The sequence below is a fragment of the Citrobacter sedlakii genome (assembly GCF_018128425.1).
GTDB lineage: Bacteria > Pseudomonadota > Gammaproteobacteria > Enterobacterales > Enterobacteriaceae > Citrobacter_A > Citrobacter_A sedlakii.
Genome location: NZ_CP071070.1, coordinates 582,917 through 596,420 on the forward strand (window position 1 = coordinate 582,917; position 13,504 = coordinate 596,420).

17 protein-coding genes are annotated in these 13,504 nt (G+C 54.1%); 12 read left to right on the top strand and 5 right to left on the bottom strand.

The features are described from left to right. Window positions 1–6: 6 nt before the first annotated feature. Window positions 7–984, bottom strand: coding sequence for a calcium/sodium antiporter (locus tag JY391_RS02835; protein ID WP_042291885.1), 978 nt, complete (start codon window positions 982–984; stop codon window positions 7–9). 207 nt (window positions 985–1,191) lie between these two features. Between JY391_RS02835 and mlaF the strand changes: the two genes are divergently transcribed. From mlaF to murA, 7 genes are all read left to right on the top strand, one after another. Continuing rightward, window positions 1,192–2,004 (top strand): phospholipid ABC transporter ATP-binding protein MlaF, encoded by an 813-nt coding sequence (mlaF, locus tag JY391_RS02840; protein WP_042291883.1) that lies wholly within the window; start codon window positions 1,192–1,194, stop codon window positions 2,002–2,004. A gap of 7 nt (window positions 2,005–2,011) precedes the next feature. After that, complete coding sequence (gene mlaE / locus JY391_RS02845; RefSeq protein ID WP_042291881.1) at window positions 2,012–2,794, top strand: lipid asymmetry maintenance ABC transporter permease subunit MlaE; 783 nt, start codon at window positions 2,012–2,014, stop codon at window positions 2,792–2,794. Between the two features lie 4 nt (window positions 2,795–2,798). Then, window positions 2,799–3,350, top strand: a complete 552-nt coding sequence (gene mlaD, locus JY391_RS02850; protein WP_042292053.1) for an outer membrane lipid asymmetry maintenance protein MlaD — start codon at window positions 2,799–2,801, stop codon at window positions 3,348–3,350. Between the two features lie 18 nt (window positions 3,351–3,368). Then, window positions 3,369–4,004: a phospholipid-binding protein MlaC gene (gene mlaC / locus JY391_RS02855; protein WP_042291878.1), complete on the top strand. Its 636-nt coding sequence runs from the start codon at window positions 3,369–3,371 to the stop codon at window positions 4,002–4,004. Next, a complete protein-coding gene (gene mlaB, locus JY391_RS02860) occupies window positions 4,004–4,300 on the top strand; it encodes a lipid asymmetry maintenance protein MlaB (RefSeq protein WP_042291875.1) in 297 nt (98 codons plus the stop codon). Before mlaC ends, mlaB begins: the two co-directional genes overlap by 1 nt. 169 nt (window positions 4,301–4,469) lie before the next feature. Next, entirely contained in the window at window positions 4,470–4,724 is a 255-nt protein-coding gene (ibaG, locus tag JY391_RS02865) for a BolA family iron metabolism protein IbaG (protein WP_042291873.1), read from the top strand. A gap of 52 nt (window positions 4,725–4,776) precedes the next feature. After that, on the top strand, window positions 4,777–6,036 hold the full coding sequence (gene murA, locus JY391_RS02870; protein WP_199957653.1) for a UDP-N-acetylglucosamine 1-carboxyvinyltransferase: 1,260 nt from the start codon (window positions 4,777–4,779) through the stop codon (window positions 6,034–6,036). A gap of 65 nt (window positions 6,037–6,101) precedes the next feature. Here the strand turns inward: murA and sfsB are convergent, their stop codons facing one another. Together sfsB and ispB are read right to left on the bottom strand one after the other, a co-directional pair. Further along, entirely contained in the window at window positions 6,102–6,389 is a 288-nt protein-coding gene (sfsB, locus tag JY391_RS02875) for a DNA-binding transcriptional regulator SfsB (protein ID WP_042291869.1), read from the bottom strand. A gap of 236 nt (window positions 6,390–6,625) precedes the next feature. Beyond that, complete coding sequence (gene ispB / locus JY391_RS02880; protein ID WP_042292051.1) at window positions 6,626–7,597, bottom strand: octaprenyl diphosphate synthase; 972 nt, start codon at window positions 7,595–7,597, stop codon at window positions 6,626–6,628. Between the two features lie 258 nt (window positions 7,598–7,855). On the opposite strand from ispB, the gene rplU reads away from it, so the two are divergent. From rplU to cgtA, 4 genes are all read left to right on the top strand, one after another. Continuing rightward, the gene (gene rplU, locus JY391_RS02885) at window positions 7,856–8,167 is read left to right on the top strand and encodes a 50S ribosomal protein L21 (protein WP_000271401.1); all 312 of its coding nucleotides are present in this window, start codon (window positions 7,856–7,858) and stop codon (window positions 8,165–8,167) included. Window positions 8,168–8,186: 19 nt separating this feature from the next. Then, window positions 8,187–8,444, top strand: a complete 258-nt coding sequence (gene rpmA, locus JY391_RS02890; RefSeq protein ID WP_042291867.1) for a 50S ribosomal protein L27 — start codon at window positions 8,187–8,189, stop codon at window positions 8,442–8,444. A gap of 127 nt (window positions 8,445–8,571) precedes the next feature. After that, window positions 8,572–9,537, top strand: coding sequence for a DMT family transporter (locus JY391_RS02895; protein WP_060571061.1), 966 nt, complete (start codon window positions 8,572–8,574; stop codon window positions 9,535–9,537). A gap of 15 nt (window positions 9,538–9,552) precedes the next feature. Next, window positions 9,553–10,725, top strand: a complete 1,173-nt coding sequence (cgtA, locus tag JY391_RS02900) for an Obg family GTPase CgtA (RefSeq protein ID WP_211935198.1) — start codon at window positions 9,553–9,555, stop codon at window positions 10,723–10,725. A gap of 55 nt (window positions 10,726–10,780) precedes the next feature. Here cgtA and dacB read toward each other — a convergent pair whose 3' ends face one another. Further along, a complete protein-coding gene (gene dacB, locus JY391_RS02905) occupies window positions 10,781–12,214 on the bottom strand; it encodes a serine-type D-Ala-D-Ala carboxypeptidase (RefSeq protein WP_211935199.1) in 1,434 nt (477 codons plus the stop codon). 245 nt (window positions 12,215–12,459) lie between these two features. Between dacB and greA the strand changes: the two genes are divergently transcribed. Further along, window positions 12,460–12,936: a transcription elongation factor GreA gene (gene greA / locus JY391_RS02910; protein ID WP_042291859.1), complete on the top strand. Its 477-nt coding sequence runs from the start codon at window positions 12,460–12,462 to the stop codon at window positions 12,934–12,936. A 155-nt stretch (window positions 12,937–13,091) separates the two neighbouring features. On the opposite strand, the gene yhbY is transcribed toward greA, so the two are convergent. Beyond that, complete coding sequence (gene yhbY / locus JY391_RS02915; RefSeq protein WP_042292049.1) at window positions 13,092–13,385, bottom strand: ribosome assembly RNA-binding protein YhbY; 294 nt, start codon at window positions 13,383–13,385, stop codon at window positions 13,092–13,094. Window positions 13,386–13,504 lie beyond the last annotated feature (119 nt).

Genomic DNA, 13,504 nt, shown 5'->3' on the forward strand with positions numbered 1-13,504 from the left:
TTCCAGTTATCCAACAAGGAGCGGCGACAGCCAATACAACATCGCCAGCCATATGATAAAACCGCCGGTCAGCAGTACGCCCGCGCCGCGACCGGACTGGCGGGGGCGCCGCCAGCAGAGTAATGCAAAGATGACGCTTACCAGTAGCATCACGCTGTAATCGCGGCTAAACGCCAGCGGGTTGACCTCGCCGGGCGTCAGCAGCGCGGGCAGGCCAAGGACCAGAGCGAGATTAAAAATGTTCGCCCCAATAATATTGCCTACCGCGATATCGTTCTCACCTTTACGCACGCCGGCGATCGCGGTCGCCAACTCCGGCAGGCTGGTGCCGATAGCGATAACCGTCAGGCCGATGGTCAGTTCGCTCATCGCAAAGTAATTGGCAATAACGGTGGCGTTATCAACCACCATGCGGGTGGCCATCGGCATTATGATAAGCGCGATGCCCAGCCATAAAAACGCCACCGGCAGCCCGCCTTCGCGCGGTAGCTCCGCCAGTTGTTCGCGGGTGAGGCTGTCATTGCCCTGGCGTTCGGCCAGACGGGCGATTTTAACAATGAACAGCAGCCATAACACCGCTAACAACAGCAAAAATATGCCATCGCTACGGCTTAGCTGACCGTCGTAAAGTACGGAACCGGCCACTACGCTGACCAGCAACATTAACGGTAATTCGCGACGCAGAATATCGGAATGCACGGTAAAGGGGTGGATCAGTGCGGCAAGCCCCAGAATCAACAGGATATTGGTGATATTGGATCCGATCGCGGTGCCAACGGCGAGATCCAGCTGCCCGTGCAGGGAGGCGGCGAGCGAAACGATGATCTCTGGTAACGACGTGCCGATACTGACCACCGTCATGCCGATGATCAGCGGCGGGACCCCCAACGTTCGGCATAAAATAGACGCGGCGAACACCAGACGGTCGGCGCCGTAGACGACCAGAAGTAAACCAATAATTAACAGCGCCGTTGCTAAAAGCATCTAAAGTCCTTTCTTCAGGTATACTCGCCGGTCACCGGGATCCTCTGGAAACCGTAACGAAGTCTTAATTTTGACTTTATGCAGCTAAAAAGTAAAACAAATGCCAGCTTTAGCTAACCAGGGCAGGTAATATTCTGTAAATATGTTGGGTTCATGGCGCCATTCAACGCCATGCTTTGATCAACACGTAATACAAAGGATGAATGAATGGGTGAGTCTGCGGCGAATTTAGTCGATATGCGCGACGTCAGCTTTACGCGTGGCGACCGCTGCATTTTCGATAATATCTCCCTGACGGTGCCGCGTGGAAAGATCACCGCGATCATGGGACCATCGGGCATCGGTAAAACGACGCTCCTGCGCCTGATCGGCGGTCAAATTTCCCCAGACAAGGGCGAGATCCTGTTTGATGGCGAGAATATTCCCGCCATGTCGCGTTCGCGGCTCTACACGGTGCGTAAACGGATGAGTATGCTGTTTCAGTCGGGCGCGCTCTTTACCGACATGAACGTTTTCGATAACGTCGCCTATCCGCTGCGCGAACATACCACGCTGCCCGCGCCGTTACTGAAAAGTACAGTCATGATGAAGCTCGAAGCGGTCGGTCTGCGCGGGGCGGCCAGACTGATGCCGTCCGAACTCTCCGGCGGGATGGCCCGGCGCGCCGCGCTGGCGCGCGCTATCGCGCTGGAACCGGACCTTATCATGTTCGATGAACCGTTCGTGGGGCAGGACCCCATCACGATGGGCGTACTGGTTAAATTGATCTCTGAATTAAACAGCGCGCTGGGCGTCACCTGCGTGGTGGTTTCTCACGATGTGCCTGAAGTCCTGAGCATTGCCGATCACGCCTGGATCATGGCGGACAAGAAAATTGTCGCCCACGGTAGCGCGCAAGGACTGCAGGAGAACGCCGATCCGCGCGTCCGTCAATTCCTGGACGGTATTGCCGACGGGCCGGTCCCGTTCCGCTATCCGGCGGGCGATTATCATTCTGATCTACTCGGAACAGGGAGTTAAGCCACACATGCTGTTAAATGCACTGGCGACGCTGGGACACAAAGGTATCAAAACCGTCAGCTCGTTTGGGCGCGCCGGGTTAATGTTATTCAATGCGCTGGTCGGCAAACCGGAATTTCGTAAACATGCGCCGCTGTTGGTGCGCCAACTCTATAATGTCGGCGTCCTGTCGATGCTTATCATTCTGGTGTCGGGCGTGTTTATCGGCATGGTGCTGGGGCTACAGGGGTATCTGGTGCTCACCACCTACAGCGCGGAAACCAGCCTTGGCATGCTGGTGGCGCTGTCGCTGCTGCGTGAGCTTGGCCCGGTTGTCGCGGCGCTGCTGTTTGCCGGACGCGCGGGTTCAGCGTTAACCGCGGAAATCGGTCTGATGCGCGCCACCGAGCAGCTGTCCAGTATGGAAATGATGGCCGTTGATCCGCTACGCCGGGTGATTTCGCCGCGCTTCTGGGCTGGCGTGATTTCGCTGCCGCTGCTAACCATTCTGTTTGTCGCGGTCGGTATCTGGGGCGGCTCCCTGGTCGGCGTAAGCTGGAAAGGGATCGACCCGGGATTCTTCTGGTCGGCGATGCAAAACGCCGTCGACTGGCGTCTCGACCTGGTGAACTGTTTGATTAAAAGCGTGGTGTTCGCCATCACCGTAACATGGATTGCATTATTCAATGGATATGATGCGATCCCGACCTCGGCAGGGATCAGCCGGGCGACCACACGCACCGTTGTGCACTCGTCGCTGGCCGTTCTGGGCCTGGATTTTGTGCTGACCGCTTTGATGTTTGGGAATTGAGTTCATGCAAACGAAAAAAAATGAAATTTGGGTGGGGATTTTCTTATTAGCGGCGCTGCTGGCGGCGCTGTTTGTCTGCCTGAAAGCGGCAAACGTAACGTCGATGCGCACAGAGCCGACCTACACGATTTATGCGACCTTCGATAATATCGGCGGCCTGAAAGTGCGCTCGCCGGTGCGCATTGGCGGGGTGGTCGTGGGACGCGTCGCGGATATTTCGTTAGATCCGAAAACTTATTTACCGCGCGTCACGCTGGATATCGAAGAACGTTATAACCACATTCCTGACACCAGCTCATTGAGCATCCGGACCTCCGGTTTGCTGGGCGAACAATATCTGGCGCTGAACGTCGGTTTTGAGGACCCGGAGCTGGGAACGTCTATCCTCAAAGATGGCGGCACGATTCAGGACACTAAATCCGCGATGGTGCTGGAAGATATGATTGGTCAGTTCCTTTACAACAGTAAGGGGGATGACAATAAGAATTCTGGCGATGCGCCAGCGCCGGCCGAAGGCAATAATGACGCTAACGGGCCTGCGGGCACAACGAATTAATCTCAGGAGATTCGACATATGTTTAAACGATTGATGATGGTGGCTCTGCTGGTGATTGCACCACTGACCGCCGCCACTGCAGCCGATCAAACTAACCCGTACAAGCTGATGAACGAAGCGGCGCAGAAAACGTTCGACAGACTGAAAAATGAACAGCCGAAAATCCGTTCGAATCCGGACTACCTGCGCGACGTCGTCGATCAGGAACTGCTGCCGTATGTGCAGGTGAAATATGCGGGCGCGCTGGTGCTGGGCCGTTACTACAAAGAAGCGACCCCCGCGCAGCGCGAAGCCTATTTCGCCGCGTTCCGTGAATACCTGAAGCAGGCTTACGGACAGGCGCTGGCGATGTACCACGGTCAGACTTACCAGATTGCGCCTGAACAACCGCTGGGCGATGCGACGATCGTGCCGATCCGCGTCACCATTATCGATCCTAACGGTCGTCCGCCGGTGCGCCTCGACTTTCAGTGGCGTAAAAACACCCAGACGGGCAACTGGCAGGCCTATGACATGATCGCCGAAGGCGTCAGCATGATCACCACTAAACAAAACGAGTGGAGCGACCTGCTGCGAACCAAAGGGATTGACGGCCTGACCGCGCAACTGAAATCTATCGCACAGCAGAAAATCACGCTGGATGAGAAGAAGTAATGACGCAGTCACTCAGTTGGACGCGTAAAGGCGATACGCTGGCGCTGATGGGAGAGCTTGATCAGGACGTGGTAAATCCGCTATGGGATGCGCGCGTTGAGGCAATGCAAGGCGTCACCTGTATCGACCTGAGCCAGATTTCCCGCGTCGATACCGGTGGGCTGGCGCTGCTGCTCCATCTTATCGATCAGGCAAAAAAGCAGGGCACCCGTGTTTCGTTGCAGGGGGTGAACGATAAAGTTTACACCCTGGCGCAACTGTATAATCTGCCTGAGGACGTTCTTCCTCGCCTGTAATTTGCGCCGGGTAGCTTACTGGCTATCCGGCCTTTTCCTGTCGTTCTGATCAACGCGTTAGCGTCACCATCAGGCAACTTTACGTTGATCGCCCTTTTGCTTATTTATGACAGCGCAACTTTGCTCTAAGATGTTGGGCTGTTTTCACTATCTGATGAATATAGAGCCCATGGAAAATAATGAAATCCAGAGCGTGCTGATGAACGCACTCTCCCTCCAGGAAGTCCACGTCTCCGGCGATGGCAGTCACTTTCAGGTTATTGCCGTGGGTGAGATGTTTGACGGTATGAGCCGGGTGAAGAAACAGCAGACCATCTATGCCCCGCTGATGGAGTATATTGCGGACAACCGCATTCATGCTCTGTCCATCAAAGCGTATACCCCCGCAGAGTGGGCGCGCGATCGCAAACTTAACGGTTTTTGAGCTACGGGAGAAATACCGGTAGCGACGATGAATTTTAACTGAGAACAACATCATGGATAAATTTCGTGTACAGGGGCCAACGAAGCTCCAGGGCGAAGTCACCATTTCAGGTGCAAAAAACGCCGCACTGCCGATCCTCTTTGCGGCGCTGCTGGCGGAAGAACCGGTCGAGATCCAGAACGTCCCGAAACTGAAAGATGTGGATACGTCCATGAAGCTGCTGAGCCAGCTTGGCGCCAAAGTGACGCGTAACGGCTCTGTGCACATTGATGCGCGCGACGTCAACGTATTCTGCGCGCCGTATGATTTGGTGAAAACCATGCGCGCGTCGATCTGGGCGCTGGGTCCGCTGGTCGCCCGTTTTGGTCAGGGCCAGGTTTCACTGCCGGGCGGCTGTACTATCGGCGCACGTCCGGTTGACCTGCATATCACCGGTCTTGAGCAACTGGGTGCGACCATTAAGCTGGAAGAAGGTTATGTGAAGGCTTCTGTCGACGGACGACTGAAAGGCGCGCATATCGTGATGGATAAAGTCAGCGTTGGCGCGACGGTCACCATCATGTGCGCAGCGACCCTTGCGGAAGGCACCACCGTTATTGAAAACGCCGCGCGTGAGCCGGAAATTGTCGATACGGCGAATTTCCTGGTGACGCTGGGGGCGAAGATCTCCGGTCAGGGGACCGATCGGATTACGATCGAAGGCGTTGAACGTCTGGGCGGCGGCGTGTACCGCGTACTGCCGGACCGTATCGAAACCGGAACCTTCCTGGTCGCGGCGGCTATCTCCCGCGGTAAGATCATCTGCCGTAACGCGCAGCCGGATACGCTGGACGCCGTATTGGCGAAGCTGCGCGACGCCGGTGCGGATATCGAAGTGGGCGAAGACTGGATCAGCCTCGACATGCATGGCAAACGCCCGAAAGCGGTAAACGTGCGTACGGCGCCGCATCCGGCGTTCCCGACCGATATGCAGGCGCAGTTTACGCTGCTGAACCTGGTGGCGGAAGGCACGGGCTTCATTACTGAAACCGTGTTTGAAAACCGTTTTATGCATGTGCCGGAGCTGAGTCGTATGGGCGCGCATGCGGAAATCGAAAGCAATACCGTGATTTGCCACGGCGTCGATAAACTTTCCGGCGCCCAAGTGATGGCAACCGACCTGCGTGCTTCTGCAAGCCTCGTGCTGGCAGGATGTATTGCAGAAGGAACCACAGTGGTCGATCGTATTTATCATATCGATCGCGGTTACGAGCGCATTGAAGATAAACTGCGTGCGCTGGGCGCGAACATCGAGCGCGTAAAAGGCGAGTAATTCGGACGCATTCGTCACGAATAAACAGGTAGCCCCATCGCGAAAGGGGCTACCGTTCTGCCGTGTCACTCGGTGCCTGGCTTCTCCCGACGCGACGCTCTCATCAGGCGCGTTCTGTCGATGAATTCGTGCGTTTTGGCGTCGTGATAGCGCGACGGCCAGATCACCCACGGTTCCGTTCCCAGCGCTTTGGCAATAATCAGTTCGCCTTTCGGCCACGGTCGGGTTAAGGCATTGGCCAGCGTCGAAGAACTTAATCCGTTTCTGCGCGATTCAGCCGCCATTGATGTCCCTCTTTTGCGTAATCCCGCGATGATATCAGCGGGATGCCAGTCGATCAGTTTGCTCTCCATTTTTCCCTCGCTCCTTAACTTGTTCATGGGAATTTTGAACAATAAACCTGAGAAACACACTATACGCCGCAAGAACAAATGTTCTAAAAAGTTCATGTAAAGAGAGCGAATATTCAGAATATGCCAGGAGTTATTACAGCTATTGCAAGGGGTTTATGGATGAGCAAAATAATTAAAGAAATTTACTGGAATTTATATGAATCCATCCCGCGCGATACGGGATGGAGAGGATGTGTTTAACGGTCGCGCTGGACGGCGATATGCGCGAGGCCAATCAGCGCGTCGCGCCACGGCGTGTCCGGTAGGATCTGCAGGGCGGCGATGGCCTTATCCGCTTCTTCTTCCGCGCGCTGGCGTGTCCATTCCAGCGAGCCGCAGGCGTTCATCGCATCCAGAACCGGTTCCAGAAGATGTCGGCCGTTTCCTTGTTCAATGGCGGTGCGAATCATTTGCGCTTGTTCAGGCGTACCGTGACGCATCGCATGCAGCAGGGGAAGGGTTGGCTTGCCTTCGTTCAGATCATCACCCACGTTTTTACCAAGTTGCTCGCCGTCGGCGCTGTAATCCAGCAAATCGTCAATCAACTGGAAAGCGGTGCCGAGGTAACGGCCATAGTCCTGTAACCCTTTTTCCTGCGCGCCAGTACAGCCTGCAAGGATACCGGAACATTGCGCCGCCGCTTCAAACAGGCGCGCGGTCTTGCTGTAGATGACGCGCATGTAGTTTTCTTCGGTGATGTCCGGGTCGTTAACGTTCATCAACTGCAGCACTTCGCCTTCTGCGATGACGTTAACGGCTTCGGACATCACTTCCAGTACCTTCAGCGAGCCAAGGCTGGTCATCATCTGAAACGCGCGGGTATAGATAAAGTCGCCGACCAGAACGCTGGCGGCGTTACCAAACGCGGCGTTGGCGGTGGCTTTGCCACGACGCATGTCGGATTCGTCCACCACATCGTCGTGAAGCAGGGTGGCGGTGTGGATAAACTCGATCAGCGCCGCGATAGTGACATGGGCATTTCCCTGATAACCCACGGCGCGCGCCGCGAGTACCGCAATCATCGGACGGATACGTTTTCCGCCGCCGCTCACAATGTAATAGCCCAATTGGTTGATCAACTGGACGTCGGAATTAAGCTGTTCAAGGATTGTCGCATTGACACCCGCCATATCTTGCGCGGTTAACTCGTTGATTTTTTCTAAATTCATCGCAAAAGCCGGGCTTTTCGCCCTGTTTACCTGACAGTACATCAAGGTAACTTAGGGTTTAGGGTTAGAAATAAATGCTGATTGTACTGAAAAAACGCCGCAGATAAACGTTACCATACACGTTGTGTTTTTTTTCTTCATGTATTGACTGTAGCACTTGTCAAAGGCTCACGTTTTGCGTAATATTCGCGCCCTATTGTGAATATTTATAGCGCACTCTGAATCATTCAAAAGGTGTGCGCGGAAGCGGAGTTTTTTATGTACGCGGTTTTCCAAAGTGGTGGTAAACAACACCGAGTAAGCGAAGGTCAGACCGTTCGCCTGGAAAAGCTGGACATCGCAACTGGCGAAACTGTTGAGTTCGCTGAAGTTCTGATGATCGCAAACGGTGAAGAAGTCAAAATCGGCGTTCCTTTCGTTGATGGCGGCGTAATCAAAGCTGAAGTTGTTGCTCACGGTCGTGGCGAGAAAGTTAAAATCGTTAAGTTTCGTCGTCGTAAACACTATCGTAAGCAGCAGGGCCATCGTCAGTGGTTCACTGATGTGAAAATTACTGGCATCAGCGCCTAAGACCTGAGGAGAGATTTAAATGGCACATAAAAAGGCTGGCGGCTCCACTCGTAACGGTCGCGATTCAGAAGCTAAACGCCTGGGCGTTAAGCGTTTCGGTGGCGAAACCGTTCTGGCGGGTAGCATCATCGTTCGTCAACGTGGTACCAAATTCCACGCTGGTGCTAACGTAGGTTGCGGTCGTGACCACACTCTGTTTGCTAAAGCAGACGGTAAAGTGAAATTTGAAGTTAAAGGCCCGAACAACCGTAAATACATCAGCATCGTTGCTGAGTAAGTTTTTCGTGGTCCGGTAACGGATTAAAGCCCCGCACCTGTTGCGGGGCTTTTTACATTCGACGACCGGTAAATATGCTCGTGAAACCGTTCCTTTTCGGCTCACGAGCCCTTGCAGGGAAACGGGCATGAAGCAGCAGGCTGGCATTGGCATTCTTTTGGCGCTCACCACCGCGATGTGTTGGGGGGCTTTGCCAATTGCGATGAAGCAAGTGCTGGAGGTGATGGAACCTCCTACCGTCGTGTTTTACCGTTTTTTAATGGCCAGCGTTGGTCTGGGGGCGATCCTGGCGGTGAAGCGCAAGCTGCCGCCGCTGCGAATTTTCCGTAAGCCGCGCTGGTTGGTGCTGTTGGCGATTGCCACCGGCGGGCTTTTTGGTAATTTCATTCTGTTCAGCTCTTCCCTGCAATATCTTAGCCCGACAGCCTCGCAGGTTATTGGGCAACTGTCGCCGGTTGGTATGATGGTTGCCAGCGTATTTATTCTCAAAGAGAAAATGCGCGGTACGCAGATCATCGGCGCAATGATGCTGCTGAGTGGGCTGGTGATGTTCTTCAACACCAGCCTGGTCGAAATCTTTACCAAACTGACCGATTACACCTGGGGCGTCATTTTTGGCGTTGGCGCGGCGATGGTCTGGGTGAGTTATGGCGTCGCGCAAAAGGTATTATTGCGGCGTCTGGCGTCACCGCAGATCCTGTTTTTACTGTACACTTTATGTACGATAGCGCTATTGCCGCTGGCGAAGCCAGGGGTGATCGCGCAGCTCAGCGACTGGCAGCTTGCCTGTTTGATTTTCTGCGGGCTGAATACGCTGGTAGGATATGGCGCCCTGGCGGAAGCGATGGCGCGCTGGCAAGCGGCGCAGGTGAGCGCGTTAATCACGCTTACCCCGCTGTTTACCTTGTTATTTTCAGATCTTTTATCTGTGGCCTGGCCCGATTTCTTCGCCAGACCGATGTTAAACCTTTTAGGTTATCTCGGTGCGTTTGTCGTGGTTGCGGGCGCGATGTACTCCGCCATTGGTCATCGAATTTGGGGCGGATTACGCAAGCATGAACCGGTGGTATCGCAACCCCGCTCAGGCGAATGATTTACGGAGAGTAAAATGAAGTTTGTTGATGAAGCGACGATTCTGGTCGTTGCAGGCGATGGTGGTAACGGTTGTGTCAGCTTCCGTCGCGAAAAATACATCCCGAAAGGCGGCCCGGACGGCGGCGATGGCGGTGACGGCGGTGACGTCTGGCTGGAAGCGGACGAAAACCTTAACACCCTGATCGACTACCGTTTTGAGAAATCCTTCCGCGCGGAGCGTGGTCAGAATGGCGCCAGCCGTGACTGTACCGGTAAACGCGGTAAAGATGTCACCATTAAAGTGCCGGTCGGCACACGCGTGATCGATCAGGGCACTGGCGAAACCATGGGCGATATGACCAAACACGGTCAGCGTCTGATGGTGGCGAAAGGCGGCTGGCACGGTCTGGGGAATACCCGTTTTAAATCTTCCGTAAACCGTACCCCGCGTCAAAAGACCATGGGGACGCCGGGTGATAAGCGCGATCTGTTACTGGAGCTGATGCTGCTGGCTGACGTCGGTATGCTCGGTATGCCAAACGCCGGTAAATCGACCTTTATCCGCGCAGTATCGGCGGCGAAACCAAAAGTGGCGGATTATCCGTTTACCACGCTGGTGCCGAGCCTTGGCGTGGTGCGTATGGATAATGAGAAGAGCTTTGTGGTCGCGGACATCCCGGGGCTGATTGAAGGCGCTTCTGAAGGCGCAGGGTTGGGGATTCGCTTCCTGAAGCATCTTGAGCGCTGCCGTGTTCTGCTGCATCTCATCAACATCGATCCGATCGACGGTTCCGATCCGGTGGAAAACGCCCGTATCATCATCGGCGAACTGGAGAAGTACAGCCAGGATCTGGCGTCCAAGCCGCGCTGGTTAGTGTTCAACAAGATCGATCTGCTGGATAAAGCCGAAGCGGAAGAGAAAGCGAAAGCGATCGCCGACGCGTTGGGCTGGGAAGGTAAATATTATCTCATCTCTGCCGCCAGCCAACTGGGCGTGAAAGATCTCTGTTGGGATGTGATGACCTTTATCATCGAGAATCCAATCGTTCAGGCTGAAGAAGCGAAGCAGCCGGAAAAAGTCGAATTCATGTGGGATGACTACCACCGCCAGCAGCTCGCGGAAGTCGAAGACGAAGCGGAAGATGACTGGGATGACGACTGGGACGAAGACGACGAAGAAGGCGTTGAGTTCATTTATAAGCGTTAACCTGTGTAATGCGAAGCGCCGGATGGCGCTTCGCTTCTCCGGCATTACCGCCCGCCTAGTTGTTCTGATAAATATCCTTGTACAACCGGCTTTCGAAACGCACCAGCGGAATTCGGCGGTTACGCTGCTCGGCTGGCGCAACCGCATAGCCTGACAGATACTGTACGAATGCCATACGCTGCCCGCTTGCGGTAGTGATGAACCCTGCCAGGTTATAAACGCCCTGAAGCGAACCGGTTTTCGCCGACACCTTACCATCCACTCCCGCCTGATGCAGGCCCGCCCGGTATTGCAGAGAGCCGTCATAGCCCGCCAGCGGAAGCATAGAGATGAAGTTCAGCTCGTTGTCGTGCTGTGCGATATATTGCAGCACCTGCATCATGGTCGCAGGGGCTATCAGGTTGTGGCGAGAAAGACCGGAACCATCGGCGATAATGGTATTGCCAATATCTACGCCCGCCTGCTGACGAAGGATCTGGCGTACTGCATCGGATCCGGCGCGCCAGGTGCCCGGCACGTTGAAACGGGCATGGCCAATCATGCGAAAGACGGTATCGGCAATCATGTTGTCCGACTTTTTCAGCATAATCTTAAGCAGATCGTGCAACGGGGCGGACTGTTTGCTGGCAACAATGGTTCCCGGTTCATTGACCTGCGTCTGGCGTAATAACGTTCCGCCATAACTGATACCGGCTTGTTTTAACTCGGCTTTTAAAATTGCCCCGGCATAGCTGGCGCCATCCTGGATGGCGAAGGCTAATGGCAGCGGTTCGGCACGCTGCGGCAGGCAGCCGGTTAATGTGAAGCGGTTTAAATCTCCAGGCACCACGTCCAGTTCACAGTATTGCGCCTCAGTGGAGCCGCGAGCGAGCGTACGCACCTGGCTAAAGAAGGTGACAGGATAGTAAGACGCCACGCGAATATACGCCAAATCGTTGGGTTTCTGGGCGCTATAAAGCGAAATGGAGAAGCAGTTTCGGTCCACAATCGCAGCCGCAGGCGGGGCGCTAAAGCATTGAGTCATGTCATTCCACGGCCATCCCGGCGCTTTGTCATGACTGGCAAAAATCGAGGTATCAATGAGGATATTTCCGGTAATCTGCGTGACACCTGATTTTTTCAGGTTCGCGACCATATTCCGAATATCCTGACGTTTTAACGTCGGATCGGCACCGAATCGCGCCACTAAGTCTCCCTTCAAAACGCCGCCATCGACCTGGCCTTTGGTCTCCAGCGTTGTCGTAAAACGGAAGTCTGGGCCAAGCTGTATCAGCGCCGCCAGCGCGGTGATGACTTTCTGCGTGCTGGCAGGTAGGGCCATTTGTTGACTATGATAATCAATCGCGGGGGCCGGCGCGCCAACCTTCTGCACCATGAGGGCAAGATTGGCTCCGGCAGGAAGCTGGTTGATGTACTCATCAACGTTCGCGGCCTGGACGCTGAACGCTATACTGGTGGTCAATCCGATGATAAATCTGGAAAATCGCATAATCTCGCGCTAACAACCTGGAAACAAGCCGTCATACTACGGCGCAATGCCCTGGAAAGTAAACGATGACCCATAGGGAACTCCAGGGTAAAATGAGTATCAAATTGAGAATTGTAGCTGACCTGGGTTTTTGCCCGGGTCGGTATTTTTTTGCTTCTGGCTCGGGTATGACGCCATACCGGGGCAGGCTTAACAGCCGGGGTGGACCATTGCCCCCCTACAGGAATGTTTAAGAGGTATAACAAATGCAAGCTATTCCGATGACCTTACGCGGCGCAGAAAAACTGCGCGAAGAGCTGGATTTTCTGAAATCTGTACGCCGCCCTGAAATTATCGCCGCTATCGCTGAAGCGCGTGAACATGGCGATCTCAAAGAGAATGCGGAATATCACGCCGCGCGTGAGCAGCAAGGGTTTTGCGAAGGCCGCATCAAAGATATCGAAGCGAAACTGTCGAATGCGCAGGTGATCGACGTTACAAAAATGCCTAACAACGGTCGCGTGGTTTTCGGTGCGACGGTCACCGTGCTGAATCTTGATAACGATGAAGAGCAGACCTGGCGCATCGTGGGCGATGATGAGGCCGACTTTAAACAAAACCTGATTTCGGTGAATTCGCCGATTGCCCGCGGTCTGATTGGCAAAGAGCAGGATGACGTTGTGGTCATCAAAACGCCGGGCGGCGAAGTTGAGTATGAGATCACCAGGGTCGAATACCTGTAAGAATTTCCCAATACTCAAGATGTTGATGTATTGTAAAGAAAGGAAAAAGGCCGCATAGCGGCCTTTTATCAACGAACAGAGCGTGGCATTTTGCTCTCCTGCCAGCGGAAAATCCCTCGTTTTACACAGAATTTGTGTTCAACGTCAGGATATTCTTAGCGCGGCAGCGAGATTTTACGTTCTTTACTTGGGCGATAAAGCACCAGCATTTTACCGATGACCTGTACGTTACAGGCGCCGGTTTCGCGCACGATAGCGTCCACGATCAAGGTTTTGGTTTCGCGATCTTCTGATGCGATTTTCACCTTGATAAGTTCATGGTGCTCTAACGCTTGTTCAATCTCGGCCAGTACCCCTTCGGTCAAACCATTATTGCCAAGCATAACGACCGGCTTGAGCGGATGTGCCAGACCTTTCAGGTGCTGTTTTTGTTTAGTACTCAGATTCATCGTATATTTTTGCTTACGTTGGGATTGAAAACGGGTCATTCTACCGCCATCTCCCATATATCACCAAATAGTGCGTTGAAATTTACGCCGTATGGCAACGATGTTCTGCCCGGATGGGA

Bases quoted from the DNA above. Each gene is read 5' to 3' on its own strand.
- JY391_RS02835 (WP_042291885.1), bottom strand. From the start codon at position 984: ATGCTTTTAGCAACGGCGCTGTTAATTATTGGTTTACTTCTGGTCGTC.
- mlaF (WP_042291883.1), top strand. From the start codon at position 1,192: ATGGGTGAGTCTGCGGCGAATTTAGTCGATATGCGCGACGTCAGCTTT.
- mlaE (WP_042291881.1), top strand. From the start codon at position 2,012: ATGCTGTTAAATGCACTGGCGACGCTGGGACACAAAGGTATCAAAACC.
- mlaD (WP_042292053.1), top strand. From the start codon at position 2,799: ATGCAAACGAAAAAAAATGAAATTTGGGTGGGGATTTTCTTATTAGCG.
- mlaC (WP_042291878.1), top strand. From the start codon at position 3,369: ATGTTTAAACGATTGATGATGGTGGCTCTGCTGGTGATTGCACCACTG.
- mlaB (WP_042291875.1), top strand. From the start codon at position 4,004: ATGACGCAGTCACTCAGTTGGACGCGTAAAGGCGATACGCTGGCGCTG.
- ibaG (WP_042291873.1), top strand. From the start codon at position 4,470: ATGGAAAATAATGAAATCCAGAGCGTGCTGATGAACGCACTCTCCCTC.
- murA (WP_199957653.1), top strand. From the start codon at position 4,777: ATGGATAAATTTCGTGTACAGGGGCCAACGAAGCTCCAGGGCGAAGTC.
- sfsB (WP_042291869.1), bottom strand. From the start codon at position 6,389: ATGGAGAGCAAACTGATCGACTGGCATCCCGCTGATATCATCGCGGGA.
- ispB (WP_042292051.1), bottom strand. From the start codon at position 7,597: ATGAATTTAGAAAAAATCAACGAGTTAACCGCGCAAGATATGGCGGGT.
- rplU (WP_000271401.1), top strand. From the start codon at position 7,856: ATGTACGCGGTTTTCCAAAGTGGTGGTAAACAACACCGAGTAAGCGAA.
- rpmA (WP_042291867.1), top strand. From the start codon at position 8,187: ATGGCACATAAAAAGGCTGGCGGCTCCACTCGTAACGGTCGCGATTCA.
- JY391_RS02895 (WP_060571061.1), top strand. From the start codon at position 8,572: ATGAAGCAGCAGGCTGGCATTGGCATTCTTTTGGCGCTCACCACCGCG.
- cgtA (WP_211935198.1), top strand. From the start codon at position 9,553: ATGAAGTTTGTTGATGAAGCGACGATTCTGGTCGTTGCAGGCGATGGT.
- dacB (WP_211935199.1), bottom strand. From the start codon at position 12,214: ATGCGATTTTCCAGATTTATCATCGGATTGACCACCAGTATAGCGTTC.
- greA (WP_042291859.1), top strand. From the start codon at position 12,460: ATGCAAGCTATTCCGATGACCTTACGCGGCGCAGAAAAACTGCGCGAA.
- yhbY (WP_042292049.1), bottom strand. From the start codon at position 13,385: ATGAATCTGAGTACTAAACAAAAACAGCACCTGAAAGGTCTGGCACAT.